Source organism: Bradyrhizobium sp. BWA-3-5 (genome assembly GCF_032917985.1).
Taxonomy (GTDB): domain Bacteria; phylum Pseudomonadota; class Alphaproteobacteria; order Rhizobiales; family Xanthobacteraceae; genus Bradyrhizobium.
This window is the reverse complement of sequence record NZ_CP136626.1, coordinates 5,518,674-5,533,705: the sequence shown is the minus strand read 5'-3', so window position 1 is coordinate 5,533,705 and position 15,032 is coordinate 5,518,674. Positions and strand designations below refer to the sequence as shown.

Annotated in this window: 14 protein-coding genes, 1 pseudogene and 2 riboswitches; of the genes and pseudogenes, 13 read left to right on the top strand and 2 right to left on the bottom strand. The window is 63.8% G+C overall.

Features of this window, described 5'->3' with window-relative positions:
• Positions 1 to 15: 15 nt before the first annotated feature.
• The gene (gene cobO / locus RX331_RS26620) at positions 16 to 681 is read right to left on the bottom strand and encodes a cob(I)yrinic acid a,c-diamide adenosyltransferase (RefSeq protein ID WP_317252737.1); all 666 of its coding nucleotides are present in this window, start codon (positions 679 to 681) and stop codon (positions 16 to 18) included.
• A gap of 39 nt (positions 682 to 720) precedes the next feature.
• A riboswitch (cobalamin riboswitch) is annotated at positions 721 to 937 on the top strand.
• Between the two features lie 94 nt (positions 938 to 1,031).
• Between cobO and RX331_RS26615 the strand changes: the two genes are divergently transcribed.
• Genes RX331_RS26615 through cobJ form a run of 7 tightly spaced genes read left to right on the top strand, consistent with a single transcriptional unit; the run spans position 1,032 to position 8,936 of the window.
• Positions 1,032 to 1,406, top strand: a complete 375-nt coding sequence (locus tag RX331_RS26615) for a DUF1636 domain-containing protein (RefSeq protein ID WP_317252736.1) — start codon at positions 1,032 to 1,034, stop codon at positions 1,404 to 1,406.
• Entirely contained in the window at positions 1,403 to 2,437 is a 1,035-nt protein-coding gene (gene cobW, locus RX331_RS26610) for a cobalamin biosynthesis protein CobW (RefSeq protein ID WP_317252735.1), read from the top strand. Before RX331_RS26615 ends, cobW begins: the two co-directional genes overlap by 4 nt.
• Complete coding sequence (gene cobN / locus RX331_RS26605; protein WP_317252734.1) at positions 2,437 to 5,682, top strand: cobaltochelatase subunit CobN; 3,246 nt, start codon at positions 2,437 to 2,439, stop codon at positions 5,680 to 5,682. The genes cobW and cobN overlap by 1 nt, the downstream gene beginning before the upstream one ends.
• Positions 5,679 to 6,842 (top strand): precorrin-3B synthase, encoded by a 1,164-nt coding sequence (gene cobG, locus RX331_RS26600; protein ID WP_317252733.1) that lies wholly within the window; start codon positions 5,679 to 5,681, stop codon positions 6,840 to 6,842. Before cobN ends, cobG begins: the two co-directional genes overlap by 4 nt.
• Positions 6,842 to 7,471 carry a precorrin-8X methylmutase gene (locus RX331_RS26595; RefSeq protein ID WP_317252732.1) on the top strand — a complete coding sequence of 210 codons (630 nt, stop codon included), beginning with the start codon at positions 6,842 to 6,844 and terminating at the stop codon, positions 7,469 to 7,471. Before cobG ends, RX331_RS26595 begins: the two co-directional genes overlap by 1 nt.
• A 2-nt stretch (positions 7,472 to 7,473) precedes the next feature.
• A complete protein-coding gene (locus tag RX331_RS26590) occupies positions 7,474 to 8,205 on the top strand; it encodes a precorrin-2 C(20)-methyltransferase (protein WP_317252731.1) in 732 nt (243 codons plus the stop codon).
• Positions 8,202 to 8,936, top strand: a complete 735-nt coding sequence (gene cobJ, locus RX331_RS26585) for a precorrin-3B C(17)-methyltransferase (RefSeq protein WP_317252730.1) — start codon at positions 8,202 to 8,204, stop codon at positions 8,934 to 8,936. Before RX331_RS26590 ends, cobJ begins: the two co-directional genes overlap by 4 nt.
• Here the strand turns inward: cobJ and RX331_RS26580 are convergent.
• A complete protein-coding gene (locus RX331_RS26580; protein ID WP_317252729.1) occupies positions 8,912 to 9,661 on the bottom strand; it encodes a cobalt-precorrin-6A reductase in 750 nt (249 codons plus the stop codon). The genes cobJ and RX331_RS26580 overlap by 25 nt on opposite strands.
• On the opposite strand from RX331_RS26580, the gene cbiE reads away from it, so the two are divergent.
• The 6 genes and pseudogenes from cbiE to RX331_RS26550 all read left to right on the top strand — a co-directional run bounded on the left by cbiE (position 9,660) and on the right by RX331_RS26550 (position 15,000).
• Positions 9,660 to 10,841 (top strand): precorrin-6y C5,15-methyltransferase (decarboxylating) subunit CbiE, encoded by a 1,182-nt coding sequence (gene cbiE / locus RX331_RS26575; RefSeq protein ID WP_317252728.1) that lies wholly within the window; start codon positions 9,660 to 9,662, stop codon positions 10,839 to 10,841. The two genes, RX331_RS26580 and cbiE, sit on opposite strands and share 2 nt — an antisense overlap.
• Positions 10,838 to 11,206, top strand: coding sequence for a cobalamin biosynthesis protein (locus tag RX331_RS26570; RefSeq protein WP_317252727.1), 369 nt, complete (start codon positions 10,838 to 10,840; stop codon positions 11,204 to 11,206). The genes cbiE and RX331_RS26570 overlap by 4 nt, the downstream gene beginning before the upstream one ends.
• Positions 11,203 to 11,985, top strand: coding sequence for a precorrin-4 C(11)-methyltransferase (gene cobM, locus RX331_RS26565; protein ID WP_317252726.1), 783 nt, complete (start codon positions 11,203 to 11,205; stop codon positions 11,983 to 11,985). Before RX331_RS26570 ends, cobM begins: the two co-directional genes overlap by 4 nt.
• A complete protein-coding gene (locus tag RX331_RS26560; RefSeq protein WP_317252725.1) occupies positions 11,985 to 13,295 on the top strand; it encodes a cobyrinate a,c-diamide synthase in 1,311 nt (436 codons plus the stop codon). The genes cobM and RX331_RS26560 overlap by 1 nt, the downstream gene beginning before the upstream one ends.
• Positions 13,292 to 13,852 (top strand): annotated as a pseudogene (locus RX331_RS26555) (uroporphyrinogen-III C-methyltransferase); the annotation flags it as partial. The gene RX331_RS26560 and the pseudogene RX331_RS26555, both read left to right, overlap by 4 nt.
• Positions 13,853 to 14,067: 215 nt before the next feature.
• Positions 14,068 to 14,286, top strand: a riboswitch (cobalamin riboswitch).
• 36 nt (positions 14,287 to 14,322) lie between these two features.
• Positions 14,323 to 15,000 (top strand): energy-coupling factor ABC transporter permease, encoded by a 678-nt coding sequence (locus RX331_RS26550; RefSeq protein WP_317252724.1) that lies wholly within the window; start codon positions 14,323 to 14,325, stop codon positions 14,998 to 15,000.
• Positions 15,001 to 15,032 lie beyond the last annotated feature (32 nt).

Genomic DNA, 15,032 nt, shown 5'->3' with positions numbered 1-15,032 from the left:
ATCCCGATTGCTTGGTCAGAACTCAACGCCGGGCTGGGCCTTGATGCCGGATCGGAAGGGATGCTTCACGAGCGTCATCTCCGTGACAAGGTCGGCGGCGTCGATCAATTCCTGCTTGGCATTGCGTCCGGTGAGGACGACATGCATCATTGGCGGCTTTGAATTCTTCAGGAACTCAACGACCTCTCCGATCTCCAGATAGTCGTAGCGAAGCGCAATATTGATCTCGTCGAGAACCATCATGCGCAAGGCTTCATCAGCGATCAGCTGCTTGGCCTTTTCCCATGCGGTGCGGGCAGCGGCGATGTCGCGGACGCGGTCCTGCGTTTCCCAGGTAAAGCCTTCCTCCATCGCATGGAATTGGCACAGTTCGCCAAAATGTCCGGTGAGCAGGCGGCGCTCGCCAGTGTCCCATGCACCCTTGATGAACTGCACGACGGCGCAGGAAAAGCCATGCGCGAGGCACCGCATGATCATGCCGAAGGCCAAGGAAGATTTTCCCTTGCCTGCCCCGGTGTGGACAATGATGAGCCCCCTCTCTCCACTCTTGGTGGACATCATCCGGTCGCGCGCGGCCTTCTTCTTTGCCATTTTCTTTGCCATTTTTGCCGAATGGCGGGCATCCAATGCGAATTCGGAGATCGCGGTTTCTTCCTCAGCAGCATCAGATCCGGAAGTCATCTGCACGTCCCTTTGGCTTGACAAGTTGCACGCTTGGGCAAATGGTGCGGTGGCGTTGGTTCCTGTCCTACGACAGGCGAAGAGGGAATGCGATAGGGCTCTAGCCTCAAAGCTCGAGCCTGAAGCGCAGCCGCCCCCGCGACCGTGACCGGAGAGATCTCCAAGAGCCACTGACCTTTAAGGGTTGGGAAGGTGGAGATCGAGGGAAGAACCTGCTCCGCAAGCCGGGAGACCTGCCAGCGCACCGATTGACCACCGGCGGACGGGGTGTTCCGCGACGGGGAGCGAACCCGTGTGTCATTGGTTCGCGTACCTCATCGCCTCCGCCAAATTTTTGTTGAGAAGGGGCGATGACCGTCACGCTTCACGTCTGCATCACCTGTCGTGCCGACCAGGCAGTAAGGGATGGCGAAACCACACCGGGCGCGCGTCTGCACAGCGCTCTCCTCGAGGCTGGCGTGCCGGAGGGCGTCAGCGTCGTTCCGGTCGAATGCCTGTCGGCCTGCAGCCAAGGCTGCTCGATTGCGCTCTCGGGGCTTGGGCGCTGGTCCTATGTGTACGGTCGCTTGTCCGATGCAAACGCACCGGATGTAGTCGCCGGGGCTGCGGCCTACGCGGCCGCGCCAGATGGCATTGTGCCATGGCGCAGCCGGCCGGCGATCTTCCGCAAGCAGTCGCTTGCCCGTATTCCACCGATCGCCGTCCTGCCAGAGGCCGCAGAATGAATACCCTCACCAAGGTTCCGGTGACCGTCGTCACTGGTTTTCTCGGATCGGGCAAGACGACGCTGATCCAGCACTTGATCACCAATGCGAACGGCAAGAAGCTTGCGGTGCTTGTCAACGAGTTTGGTAGCGAGGGCGTCGACGGCGAGATCCTGAAATCCTGCGCCGACGCCAGCTGTCCTGCCGAGAATATCGTCGAGCTCGCCAATGGCTGCATCTGCTGCACGGTCGCCGATGACTTCATCCCCGCCATGGAGCAACTACTCTCGCGCCCCGTGAGGCCTGATCATATCGTGATCGAGACATCCGGCCTGGCTTTGCCAAAGCCGCTGCTCAAGGCCTTCGACTGGCCAGAGATCCGCTCACGAATCACGGTCGACGGCGTGATTGCGCTTGCGGATGCCGAGGCCGTGGCCGCCGGCCGCTTTGCGCCCGACCCTGCCGCAGTGGAAGCGCAGCGTTCGGCCGATCAGAACCTCGATCACGAGACGCCGCTGTCGGAAGTGTTCGAGGATCAGATCGCGTGCGCGGATATCGTGCTGCTCACCAAGGCGGACCTTGCCGGCGCGGCAGGACTTGAAGCGGCCAAGGCGGCGATCACCGCCGAAATGCCGCGTCGCGTGCCAATGCTGCCTGTCGTCAATGGTGCAGTCGATGCGCGTGTGATCCTTGGTCTCGAAGCGGCTGCTGAAGACGATCTCGCTTCGCGACCTTCTCATCGCGACGGCGAAGAAGAGCACGAACACAACGATTTTGCTTCGATAGTCGTCGAGCTCCCGGAAGTGGCTGACGTGGATGCGCTGGTCGAATCGATCAAGCGGCTTGCGCGTGAGCAGAACGTATTGCGCGCGAAGGGATATATCGCGGTCGCGGGCAAGCCGATGCGATTGCTGCTGCAATCGGTCGGCGAGCGGGTGGGGCATCAGTTCGATAGGCCATGGGGCACGCGGCCAAGGCGCTCGAAGCTGGTGGTGATCGGTGAACACGACGATATCGATGAGGCGGCCATCAGGACTGGACTCGAGATCTGATGCACGTCATCTTTCGCGAGAGCCGCGGTCTTGAGGAGACTGCGATCCCTAAGGATCTCGGTCAAGATCCGGCAGACCTTGTCGTGCTCTCGTTCTCGGACAGCGATCTTGCCGCGTTCGCCTCTGGCTGGCGTCGCGGCCGTGCCGGACTGCCATCGCTGAGGCTCGCGAATCTTGCGGAGCTGCGTCATCCCCTGTCGGTCGACACCTATATCGAGCGGACGCTGTCGCATGCGCGCGGCATTTTGGTGCGCCTGATCGGCGGCGAATCCTACTGGTCATATGGGCTGGCTGCCCTGCATCAACTTGCGAAGGACCGCGATATCGCGCTTGCGGTGCTCCCCGCGGACGGTCGCGACGATCCGCGCCTGGATGCGCTCTCGACATTACCCGTGTCGGCGCTCGGACGGCTGAAGGCGTTGTGCGACAAGGGCGGAACGGTTGCGGCGCAGGCTGCAATCGCACAACTCGCACTAGCTTCGGGTCTCTATGCGGGACCTGTCGTCGGCGAAGTCGAAATTCCCGAGATCGGTTTCTACGATCCGCGTCGTGGTGCAGTCGCGGCGCTGCCAAATCCCGATCGAGGGCCGCATGCGCTCGTCACCTTCTATCGCTCCTATCTCACCTCAGCCGATACCGCCCCGGTCGACGCGCTGATCACAGCCCTGCGGAAGAAGGGTTTTGATGGCTATGGCGTGTTCGTCGCCTCGCTAAAGGTGGCCGGTGTGACGGATTGGCTTAAGCGGCAGTTCGAGGAATGCACGCCTGCGGTGATCGTCAATGCAACCGCTTTCTCTGCTGTCACCGGCGAAGGGACGACGCCTTTCGATGCTGCATCCTGTCCGGTGTTCCAGGTCGCGTTGTCGACGGCCCGGCGCGAGGAGTGGGCGGAATCGCTTCGCGGTCTCTCGCCGGGCGATCTGGCGATGCATGTGGTGTTGCCCGAGGTTGACGGCCGGCTGCTAGCGGGCGTGGTCAGTTTCAAGTCGCCGAGCGCGCGCGATTCCGAACTGCAATTCTCGCACCTGGCGCACATGCCCGACGACGAACGTGTCGATGCTGTCGTGGATCGGGTGGCCGCCTGGCACAGGCTCGCGAACAAGCCGGCGGGGGGGAAGCGGCTGGCGATTGTGCTCTCGAATTATCCGGGTCGTCCGCACCAGATTGCGCATGCGGTCGGGCTCGACGCGCTTGCTTCGGTCGAAACGCTATTGTCCGATCTCGGCGCTGCCGGTTTCGACGTGAAGCCAACAGAAGCGCTTGGTGCAGCTCTCCTGCAGGAGAAATTGACCTTTAGCGTTGCTGATTACGGCGCTGAGCTGGCGAGACTTCCGTGCCAGCTGCAGGATGACCTCGCGCGCGCCTGGGGGGCGACGCAGAACGATCCCGCCTGCCGTGACGGCGAATTTCATTTTGCAGCAATCCAGCGTGGCAAGGCGATCATCGCCGTTCAGCCCGAGCGCGGTGATGTCACCAATCATGACGTCGAGTATCACGATATCTCGCGCACGCCTCGCCACGCCTATGTCGCGTTCTATCTCTGGCTCCGGCGGCAAGAGGTTGATGCGGTCGTCCACATGGGCACGCATGGAACGCTGGAGTGGCTGCCCGGCAAGTCCGTCGCCCTATCGGCCTCCTGCTGGCCGGAAGCGCTGATTGGCGACATGCCGGTGGTCTATCCCTTCATCGTCAACGATCCCGGTGAGGCAGCGCAGGCCAAGCGGCGCATTAGCGCGGTCACGATCGGCCATTTGCCGCCGCCGCTGGCGCAGGCCGCATTGCCTGAAGGCTTGCGTCCGCTCGAGCAACTGCTTGATGAGTATTCGACGTCTGATGGTCTCGATCCCGCGCGCCGCCAGCGTCTGATTGTGGCGATCCGCGATGAAGCGCGGGCCGCGGGCCTGGAAGACGATCTCGGCCTTGGCGCCTCGGCTGCGCCGGCGGAGGTCATTCCTCGGATCGATCGCTTCGTCTGCGATCTCAAGGAGAGCCAGTTCGGCGATGGGCTGCATGTGTTCGGCCGTGGGGGTTGCGGCGAGGCGGAGAAGAGCGCGCTGCTTGACGCGCTCTCTGGTGGGCGCGTTGCTCCGGGCCCGGCAGGCTCGCCGCATCGCGGGCGGCGCGATGTACTGCCCACTGGACGCAATCTGTTCACCGTCGACCCCCGCGCGGTTCCTACGCGCTCGGCGCATGCGCAAGGGATCAAGCTCGCCGAGGAATTGCTGCGCCGTCACCTGCAGGATCACGGCGACTGGCCGAAAGGACTACTGGTTGATCTCTGGGGATCATCGACCATGCGCACCGCAGGCGAGGATTATGCGATGGCCCTGCACCTTGCAGGCATCGCACCGCGCTGGGATCATGGGTCAGGTCGGGTCTCCGGTTACGAAATCATCGCGCCAGCCGCTCTTGGCCGGCCGCGTATCGATGTGACGCTGCGCGTGTCGGGGCTGTTCCGCGACGTCTTTTCAACTCTTGCGCAACTATTCGTGGCTGCGGCCGAAGCGCTTTCTGAACGCGAAGGCGACGAGAATCCCTATCGGCATCGTGCGGCGCGCGTGTTCGGGCCGCGCCCGGGGCAGTATGGCGTCGGTATGGCATCGATGCCGGATGTATTCACGCAAGCATCGCAACATGCGGCCGGCGAAGCCTGGCTTTCCGCTTCATCGTGGGCATTCGCACCCGACGGCACGATGAGGCCTGATCGCGCAGGTATTCAGGCAAGGCTCCTCGCCGCCGATGCGTTCGTCCATGCGCAAGACCTGCCGGAAACCGATCTGCTGTTAGCCGCAGACTATGCCGCACACGAGGCGGGCGCTGCGGCCGCGGCGGCGCGCCTTGGCATGGCCGCCCCATCACTCTATCACTTCGATGGCACGCGCCCGGATCAGCCGCATGCACGCTCGTTGACCGAGGAGATATCGCGGATCGTACGTTCGCGCGCCGCCAATCCGAAATGGATCGCCGGCATGATGCGCCACGGCTTTCGAGGGGCGGCCGAGATAGTGGCGACACTTGAACACATGGCCGCTTTCGCCCATCTCGCGCAGGCTGTGCCTGCGCATCTGTTCGATCTCTATTACGACGCGACGCTTGGCAACGATGACGTTCGCACTTTCATAGCAAGAGAGAATCCGGCGGCGCTTGTGGCGATCGAATATTGCTTCACTCGATTGCATGAAGCTGCGATCTGGAGGACCCGGCGCAACTCGATTGCGGCCGCGCTGCGGGAGGCCGCCTCATGAGCGCGTTTGCGATCAAGGGCTGGTGTCCCGGCGCCTTACGGCCGATGCGGTCAGGGGATGGGCTTGTGGTTCGCATCCGGCCACATCGTGGCCGGCTTGATGGGAAGCAAGCGGCAGGAATTGGGGCGCTGGCCAAGCGCTACGGCAACGGCCTGATCGATCTGACTAGCCGGGGCAACCTGCAGATCAGGGGTGTCAGCGATGAAGGCCACCGGCCCCTGATCGAGGAACTCTCTCAGCTGCGCTTGATCGACCCGGATCCGGAGTGGGAGGCGCGGCGCAACATCCTGGTCACGCCGTTCTGGACTGCGGGCGATGATACCTGTTCGCTCGCCACAGAGCTTGAGCAGGGGCTTGCGAAGGGACCGCCCGGCCTGCCAACCAAATTCGGCTTCGCTGTCGATTGCGGTATGGAGCGCGTGCTTGCCACCGCCTCCGCCGACATCCGCGTCGAGCGAAGCCTCGCGGGAGAGCTGATCGTGCGTGCCGACGGCGCCGAACATGGTCATCCCGTCACGCGGAGAGACGCCATAAAGGTCTCGCTCGCGCTTGCCGAGTGGTTCGTCACCTCCGGCGGCGCCAGAGGCTGGCGAGGGCGGATGGCAGCGTACATCCGGGCTGGCGCAAAATTGCCAGACACGCTTCGTGGCCACGTTGGGCCGGCTCGAATGATCGCCGAGCCGTGTCCGCGACTTTATCCGCAAGGCGCGATGGTCGGCGCCGCATTTGGGCAGGTGACACATGCGGCACTCTCCGATCTGGCTGGATGCTCGTCAGGATTACGAATGACGCCGTGGCGCATGATCCTGGCGGAAGACTTGCGTGAAATGCCCGGCTGCGAGGGCCTCATCACGCAAGTCGACCATCCGATGCTGCGCGTTGTCGCCTGCAGCGGTGCGCCTGCCTGCCGCGAGGCGCATGCAGATATTCGCACATTCGCGGCGGCGCTTGCGCCGCACATTGCCCCCGATTCCCGGCTCCACGTCTCCGGTTGCGCCAAAGGCTGTGCCCATTCCGGCCCAGCTTCGATCACTCTTGTCGCCACCAGAGACGGCTTCGATCTCGTCCGCGGCGGCTCGACACGGGAGGCTCCGACCTTACGTGGACTGAGCGCCGCCCGCATGATCGCAGACCCTTCCGTTCTTACGGGAGAGCGCTGATGCCGCACGTCTATGAGACCAATGGTGCAGTGATCTACCGTCAGTCCTTCGCCACCATCCGTGCGGAGGCGGACCTTGAGCGCTTTTCAGCCGACGAGGAGCCGGTGGTCGTGCGCATGATCCATGCGGCGGGCCTGGTGGGTGTCGAATCCTATATCCGCTTCACGCCCGGCATGGCGCGCATTGCTCGGGCCGCGCTGCAGAACGGCGCGGCTATCCTCTGCGACACGCGCATGGTGTCGGAGGGAATTACGCGCGCGCGCCTGCCGGCCCGCAACGCCATCATCTGCACACTCGACGATCCCGCGGTTCCCTTGCTCGCTGAATCCATGCGCAACACCCGCTCGGCTGCAGCGCTGGAGCTGTGGCGAGCACATCTGGATGGCGCGATAGTAGCCATCGGCAATGCACCGACTGCGTTGTTTCACCTCCTCAACATGCTGGAGGATCGCAACTGCTCAAGGCCAGCGGCGATCATCGGTTGTCCGGTTGGCTTTATCGGCGCGGCTGAAGCGAAGGCCGCGCTGATGGCCGATCGGCCCGCACCAGCGCTGACCATCGAGGGACGTCTTGGCGGCTCGGCTATCACGGTTGCCGCCGTGAATGCGCTGGCAAGCCGGAGCGAATAGCCATGGGGCGCATCATTTGTTGTGGCCTCGGGCCAGGCAATCCGGACTTGATGAGCGTGCGTGCCGATCGCGAGGTCCGCGCGGCCAAGCACATTGCTTATTTCCGAAAGAAGGGACGGCCCGGCCAGGCTCGACGCATTGTCGATGGGTTGCTGGCAAATGACGTCTGCGAATACCCGATGGAATATCCAGTCACCACGGAGATTGCCTTCGATAGTCCGGAATATGTACGTCTGCTTGCTGCCTTCTACGACGAATGGGCGGAGCGTCTTGCGCGGCTCGCCTGCGCTATCGACATCGTCGTGCTCTGCGAGGGCGATCCCTACTTCTACGGTTCCTTCATGCACCTCCACGCCCGTCTTCAGGGACGAGTCGAGATCGAGGTGATCGCGGGCATTCCCGGTATGGCCGGCTGCTGGAATTCGGTCGGCCGGCCAATCGCGCTTGGTGACGATGTGATGACGGTGCTGATGGGCACGCTTTCGGAGGACAAGCTCGAACGGCGCGTGCGCAATTCCGATGCGCTCGTCATTATGAAGACCGGGCGCAATCTGCAGAAGGTGCGCCGCGCCCTCCAAGCCGCTGGCCGCCTTGGCGAGGCATGGTTGATCGAACGCGGCACCATGCCGGGCGAGCGCGTCGTGCGGCTGAAGGATATGGACGAGGCCGAGTGTCCCTATTTCGCGATCGTGCTAGTGCATGGGCAGGGGCGGCAAATGGAGGCCGCCGAATGACCGGCACACTGACCATCGCGGGACTTGGGCCCGGCGACGAAGCGCTGGTCACGCCGGAAGTTTCCGGGGCGCTCGCCGCTGCAACGGACGTACTGGGCTATGCATCCTATGTCGCGCGCGTGAAGCCGCGTGAAGGACTCATGCTGCGTCCATCAGACAATCGCATGGAGTTGCAGCGAGCAAACGACGCCTTACATCTGGCATCGGAAGGACGCCGCGTCGTCATGGTTTCCTCCGGCGATCCGGGAGTATTCGCGATGGCTTCGGCCGTGTTCGAAGCGCTCGAAGCCGCACCGCAATGGAAAGGACTTGCAATCCGCGTAATACCCGGCGTGACCGCGATGCTGGCTGCGGCTGCGCGTGCCGGCGCGCCGCTGGGCCACGATTTTTGCGCGATCAATCTCTCAGACAACCTGAAGCCGTGGTCGATGATCGAGAAACGCCTGCGGCTTGCCGCCGAGGCCGACTTCGCGATCGCGATTTACAATCCGCGCTCAGTGAGCCGGCCCGAGGGCTTTGGACGCGCGCTCTCAGTTCTGAAGGAGGCGAGCTGCGGCGAACGCCTCGTGATCTTCGCGCACTGTGTCACTACGCCTGAGGAGCGAATTGAAACGGTGATGCTGCATGCGGCGCAGCCCGAGATGGCTGACATGAGAACACTTGTCATCGTGGGCAATTCGGCGACACGTCGCGTCGGTTCCTGGGTCTATGCGCCGAGGCATGTCCGATGACCGAGCCATTGCATGACCTCGGCCACGCGTTCGGTTCGCAGCCTGCCGGGCAATTCGGGCCGCGAAAGCATGACAACGGGAAGGCCAAACGCGCGCGCGGCGTCGATCTTGGCACGTGCGCCCGTTCCCCCGGAATTGCGGGCAACGATCCATTCGATGCCGCGCGAACGCATCATCTCCATTTCGCCGGCAAGGTTGAAAGGTCCGCGCGACACGATGAGATCGACGTCCGGAAACGGCAGCGATCCATCGGGAGGATCGACAAACCTCAAAGTGTAGACGTGCTGCGGCTTGGTGCTGAAGACTTCGATATGCTGCCGGCCGATCGCAAGGAACACCCGCGCGGGATTCTCCGGCAACACCGCGACAGCGCAGGTGATATCCGCGACCTCGATCCAATTGTCACCGGGCGTTTTTGCCCAGGGCTCGCGCTCGAGCGCGATCAGTGGTATCCTGGTCGCCTCGCACGCTGCAACCGCGTTGCGGCTCATCTCGGCCGCGAAGGGATGCGTCGCGTCGACGAGATGCGTAATTCCTTCCCGTCGAATGTATTCGGCAAGGCCGCTCGCGCCGCCAAACCCGCCGATGCGCGTTGGCAGCGATTGGCCGATCGGAGCTCGCGTCCGTCCGGCATACGAATAGATCGCGTCGAGCCCGGCGCGCGCGGCGGCATCCGCAAGCAGATTAGCATCGCTCGTTCCGCCCAGAATGAGGGCGCGCATCATGGATAATCCCTGGTTGACCATTATCGGCATTGGCGAAGATGGCCTTGTCGGCCTCTCGGAAGCAAGCCGAAAGGCGCTTGGGGAAGCCCAGACCGTGTTCGGCGGCGAGCGGCATCTCGTGCTGGCAGGCATTACCGACCGCGGTCGTCGCTGGCCTGCGCCCTTCGATGCGAACTGCGTGCTGGCGTGCCGTGGCCGTCCGACGGCGGTGCTCGCCTCGGGCGATCCGTTCTGGCACGGTGTCGGCAGCAACCTCGTGGAGCGGCTGCGCAAAAGCGAATGGATCGCGCATCCCGCTCCCTCGACATTCTCTCTTGCCGCGGCGCGGCTCGGATGGCGGCTCGAATCTGTCGTTTGTCTCGGACTTCACGCATCTCCGTTCGAGCGCCTGGTGCCGCACTTAGCACGCGAAGCTCGCATCATCTGTCTCGTGCGCGACGGCAGGGCGGCCGGCGATCTTGCCAACTGGCTGACGGCGCGGGGCTGGGGCGCGTCACCGCTATGGACTCTCGCCGCGCTCGGTGGCCCGCGCGAATCCGTGACGCAGCATCGTGCCGACAGCTACGCGACCGATGCGGGCGTGGGTCCGGTGGCCGTTGCGCTCGAAGCCAATGGACCGGACGGAGTTCCGCGCAGCTCCGGCCTTTCAGACGCGCTCTTCGTGCATGACGGTCAGATCACCAAGCGGCCGATGCGCGCGCTCGCGCTTTCGGCGTTGGCGCCGAGGCCCGGTGAAAGATTGTGGGACATCGGCGCGGGCTCCGGTTCGATATCTATAGAATGGGCTCTCTGCGGTGGCACGGCGATCGCAATTGAAGCGCGGGCCGATCGTGCAGCAAACATCCGCAGCAACGCCGCGAAGTTCGGCCTGACGCATCGGATCACGGCGATTGAGGGACCGGCACCTCAGATCCTTTCAGGCCTTGAGACCCCGCAAGCGGTCTTCATCGGCGGAGGGTTCGACGCCACGATGTTCGATGCCGCCTGGTCGCGCATTGAGGCCGGAACGCGGATGGTTGCGCACGCAGTTACGCTTGAGACAGAGGCGCTGCTTTCGAGCCTGCATCAACGCCACGGCGGCGAGCTGATGCGGGTCGAGATCGCGCATGCCGATAACCTCGGCCGTTATCGTTCCTGGGAGGCGGGGCGGCCGGTCGTGCAATGGAGTGCGATGAAGTGAAGGTCGCAGGTTTGGGATTCAAGCAGGACGTCACGCTTGCTTCGCTGCGTGAAGCGCTCGACGCCGCGGGAGGTTCTGACGGTCTCGCTGCAGTCGCCACCGTTAGCGACAAGGCCGAAGCCGCTGCGCTCAAAGCGCTTGCGTGTGAGCTCAATGTGTCGGTTAGGTCCGTTCCGGCCGATGTCTTGGCCGGCATCGTCACGTCCACACAGTCCGAATTCATCAAGGCGAAGTTCGGCACGGGCTCCGTCGCCGAAGCTGCGGCGCTGGCCGTGGCCGGCCGTGGCGCGCGCCTTGTTTCGGCGCGGACCGTTTCGCAAGATCGAATGGCGACCGCAGCGATCGCGGAAGGGGACGGCGAATGACCGTGCACTTCATCGGCGCCGGGCCGGGCGCAGCCGATCTGCTCACCTTGCGGGGACGCGATCTTATCACCGCCTGTCCAGTCTGCCTCTATGCCGGCTCGCTCGTGCCCGAGGGAGTTCTCGCGTATTGCCCAAAGGACGCGCGCATCGTCAACACTGCACCACTATCGCTCGACGACATCATATCGGAGCTCGTCACCGCGCATCGTGAGGGAAAGGACGTCGCACGGCTGCATTCTGGAGATCTCTCGATCTGGTCGGCGATGGGCGAGCAATTGCGCCGGCTGAGTGCGCTGCAAATTCCCTATTCAATCACGCCAGGCGTGCCGGCCTTTTCCGCCGCCGCGGCAGTGCTCGCGGCCGAGCTCACGCTGCCGGGTCGCACGCAATCCGTCGTGCTGACCCGAATGCCGGGCAGGGCGAGCGCGATGCCGGAGGGCGAAAAACTCGCCGCGTTCGCTGCCACCGGTGCGGTGCTGGCAATCCATCTCTCGATCCATCTGCTTTCCAAGGTGATTGATGAGCTGACCACGTACTATGGAGCAGACTGCCCGGTCGCGATCGTGTGGCGCGCGAGCTGGCCGGATCAGCGCATCATTCGCGCCACGCTCGGTACGCTGGATTCTGCCGCAAGCACCGAGCTCGAGCGCACGGCCGTCATTCTGGTCGGCCGCACACTGGGTTCGGAAGATTTCGGAGAAAGCCGCTTGTATGCTGCCGACTATGACCGCCGCTATCGGCCGCTCGGGCCGACGCCGCGCTTTCCGGAAGGCTCGTGATGGCGGCGAGCCTCGTCATCTCGGCGCCTGCATCCGGTGTCGGCAAGACGACGCTGACGCTGGCATTGGCACGCGCCTATCGCGATCGCGGGCTGAAGGTGCAGTGCTTCAAGAGCGGGCCCGATTATATCGACCCGGCCTTTCATGCGGCCGCCACGGGACGCACTTCGGTGAATATTGATAGCTGGGCCATGCGTCGTGAGGCGATCGAATCGGTCGCATCGCACGGACGCGATGCGGACCTCATTCTGGCTGAAGGTTCGATGGGCCTGTTCGACGGCGTTGCCGCGCCAGGCGTTTCGGGGACCGGCGCGACCGCCGATATCGCCGAGATGATGGGTTGGCCGGTCCTGCTCGTGATCGATCCTTCCGGACAGGCGCAAACTGCCGCGGCGGTGGCTGCGGGACTGCGCGATTTCCGCGCGGGCGTGCGTCTTGCCGGCGTCGTTCTCAACCGCGTCGCCAGCGCGCGGCACGAAGACCTGGTGCGGCGCGCCCTGGCAGGGGCAGGCATTTCGGTGTTCGGGGCGTTGCCCCGCCACGCCGCGATCACTATGCCGAAGCGGCACCTGGGCCTCGTGCAAGCCGAGGAGCAGGCTGAGGTTAACGAGCTTATTGCAGAGGCCGCACGCATCGCCGCCGAGCACGTCGATCTCGATGCGGTGCTGCAATCGGCATGCACCTGGATGGCGTCACGCGACACACACGGCCTAAGCGTCACGCCACCCGGACAACGCATCGCGCTCGCACGCGACGCTGCATTCTCGTTCGTCTATACGCACATGCTGGAGGCTTGGCGCGCAGCCGGAGCCGAGATCGTGACTTTCTCGCCGCTCGCCGATGAAGGCCCTGATGATAGTGCCGACGTCTGCTGGCTGCCGGGCGGCTATCCGGAATTGCACGCTGGCCAACTCGCGACAAATCGCCGATTTCGCCGCACGCTAACATCCTTTGCGGAGACACGGCCGGTGCATGGCGAATGCGGCGGCTATATGGTGCTGGGCTCCGCCTTGACCGACGCCAATGACGTACATCATGAGATGACGGGATTGCTCGGCCTGGAAACGAGTTTTGCCCAACGTAGCATGCATCTGGGCTACCGGCTTGCGGAGCTTGCGGTGCCAATGCCCGGGCATAAGGCCGGCGCGCGTCTGCGCGGCCACGAATTCCATTACTCCACCATTGTCTCTCAGCCCGATACGCGCCTGGCTATCGTGCGTGACGCGACCGGCGCGGTCGTTGCGGAGACCGGCTCGCGGCGCGGATACGCCAGTGGAACGTTCTTCCACCTCATTGCGGAGGACCGGTGAGCGGCTTTGCTTCCTTTGTCTCGGCTGGTCCAGGCGATCCTGAGCTCCTGACGCTCAAGACGGCCGCGCGTCTGCGCGCCGCCTATGTCGTGCTCTATGACGACCTTTCCTCGGGCGCGATCCTCGATCACGCCCGCCCCGGGGCCAATCTGGTGGCGGTCGGCAAGCGTGCAGGCCGGCCCTCGGTCAAACAGGAGCATGTCAACCGGCTGCTCATCGACTACGCCGCCGCAGGTGGGGGCGTCGTTCGCTTGAGATCGGAAGACGCCGGCATCTTCCGCCGGCTTGAACAGGAGATCGAAGCGCTGCGCGCGGCGGGCATCAGCTACGAGATCATTCCGCGCGTTACCTCGGCCTGCGTTGCGGCAGCGCGGTCCAACATTCCACTGACCCGCCGGCATACCTCGCGCCGCCTCCAGCTCGTGACCGGCGCTGATATCACTGGGCAATTGCCCGAAAATCTCAATTGGGCGGCGCTCGCCCATAAGGAATCGACGACTTTGGTCTATATGGGCAAGCGGACATTTCCGGCGCTCGTGGCAAGACTGATCGAGCACGGCATGGCTCCCGATACGTCGTCGCTGTTTGCCGAGTCTATCGGCGGCGCCGAACAGGCGGCTTGTCCGTACGACGATTGCGAAGCTCGCAGACCCAGCTCGCGCAAACCGACGCCGCAACGACGGTCATTCGTTTCGGCGCGCTGGCGGGCGAGGCTACGTGATGATGCCGTCGCCCGATCTCGCGAGCCCCTTGACGCGTCCTCTTCGGAAGGAGCACACAGTGCAGCCAAGGTGCTCGAAGCGGCGCAAAGCGCCGGAGCATAATCGGGAACGGGGAAGGGCGGACCCAATTGCGGTACCCGAAGCCCCGGCCGCCCCCGCGACTGTAAGCGGTGAGGGGCTCCGATCCGCCGCTGGGCCGTCAGCTCGGGAAGGCCGGAGACCCGTTTCGACCGCGAGCCAGGAGATCGGCCCTGCAGCTTTCAACACCAAAGCCGTCGGGTGGGACGGCAGAAGGGACGTAGATCATGCATATCGAACCAGGTATCGTTACGGGCGCCAAGCTCGTGCTGAGTTACGCGACAGGTGCCGCCGCCGCGGGCTGCGCATTGAAGCTTGCGGCAGAGACCGTGCGCGAGCAGGGAATCGTTTCCTTGGCGGTGCGCACCGTCGCAACAACAGTCCTGGTCTTCTCGTTCTTCGAACTCCTGCCGCATTTCCGGGTCGGCGTCTCGGAGGTGCATTTCATTCTCGGCTCGACACTGTTCCTCTTGTTCGGCGCAGCGCCAGCCGCGTTCGGGTTGGCGCTTGGTCTTCTGCTTCAGGGGCTGCTCTTCGTACCTGCCGACCTGCCGCAATACGGCATGAACGTGACCACGCTGCTGGTGCCGCTGTTTGCGATCCAGGTGCTGGCCGGGCGGATCATTCCCCGCAACACCGCCTTTGTTGACCTGCAATATCGCCAGGCGCTTGCGCTTTCGACCGCCTATCAATCCGGCATCGTGTTGTGGGTCGCTTTCTGGGCGCTGTATGGTGCGGGCTTTGCGGCCGAGAACCTCACTTCCATTGCGTCTTTCGCCGCTTCTTACGCGATCGTCGTGGTCATCGAGCCGCTAGCTGATCTAGCCGTGCTGGCATTGGCGAAATCGATGCGTGGCGTGACGGCGAACGGCCTCGTCACCTACCGCCTGCACAACGCCGCATAAGATTAAGTGAGGGCGGTCGCAGGCAGCGGCCG

Coding starts and splice junctions, on each gene's coding strand:
- cobN (WP_317252734.1), top strand. CDS start 2,437: ATGCACGTCATCTTTCGCGAGAGCCGCGGTCTTGAGGAGACTGCGATC.
- cobM (WP_317252726.1), top strand. CDS start 11,203: ATGACCGTGCACTTCATCGGCGCCGGGCCGGGCGCAGCCGATCTGCTC.
- RX331_RS26590 (WP_317252731.1), top strand. CDS start 7,474: ATGGGGCGCATCATTTGTTGTGGCCTCGGGCCAGGCAATCCGGACTTG.
- cobO (WP_317252737.1), bottom strand. CDS start 681: ATGACTTCCGGATCTGATGCTGCTGAGGAAGAAACCGCGATCTCCGAA.
- RX331_RS26615 (WP_317252736.1), top strand. CDS start 1,032: ATGACCGTCACGCTTCACGTCTGCATCACCTGTCGTGCCGACCAGGCA.
- cobJ (WP_317252730.1), top strand. CDS start 8,202: ATGACCGGCACACTGACCATCGCGGGACTTGGGCCCGGCGACGAAGCG.
- RX331_RS26595 (WP_317252732.1), top strand. CDS start 6,842: ATGCCGCACGTCTATGAGACCAATGGTGCAGTGATCTACCGTCAGTCC.
- cobG (WP_317252733.1), top strand. CDS start 5,679: ATGAGCGCGTTTGCGATCAAGGGCTGGTGTCCCGGCGCCTTACGGCCG.
- RX331_RS26550 (WP_317252724.1), top strand. CDS start 14,323: ATGCATATCGAACCAGGTATCGTTACGGGCGCCAAGCTCGTGCTGAGT.
- cobW (WP_317252735.1), top strand. CDS start 1,403: ATGAATACCCTCACCAAGGTTCCGGTGACCGTCGTCACTGGTTTTCTC.
- RX331_RS26560 (WP_317252725.1), top strand. CDS start 11,985: ATGGCGGCGAGCCTCGTCATCTCGGCGCCTGCATCCGGTGTCGGCAAG.
- cbiE (WP_317252728.1), top strand. CDS start 9,660: ATGGATAATCCCTGGTTGACCATTATCGGCATTGGCGAAGATGGCCTT.
- RX331_RS26580 (WP_317252729.1), bottom strand. CDS start 9,661: ATGATGCGCGCCCTCATTCTGGGCGGAACGAGCGATGCTAATCTGCTT.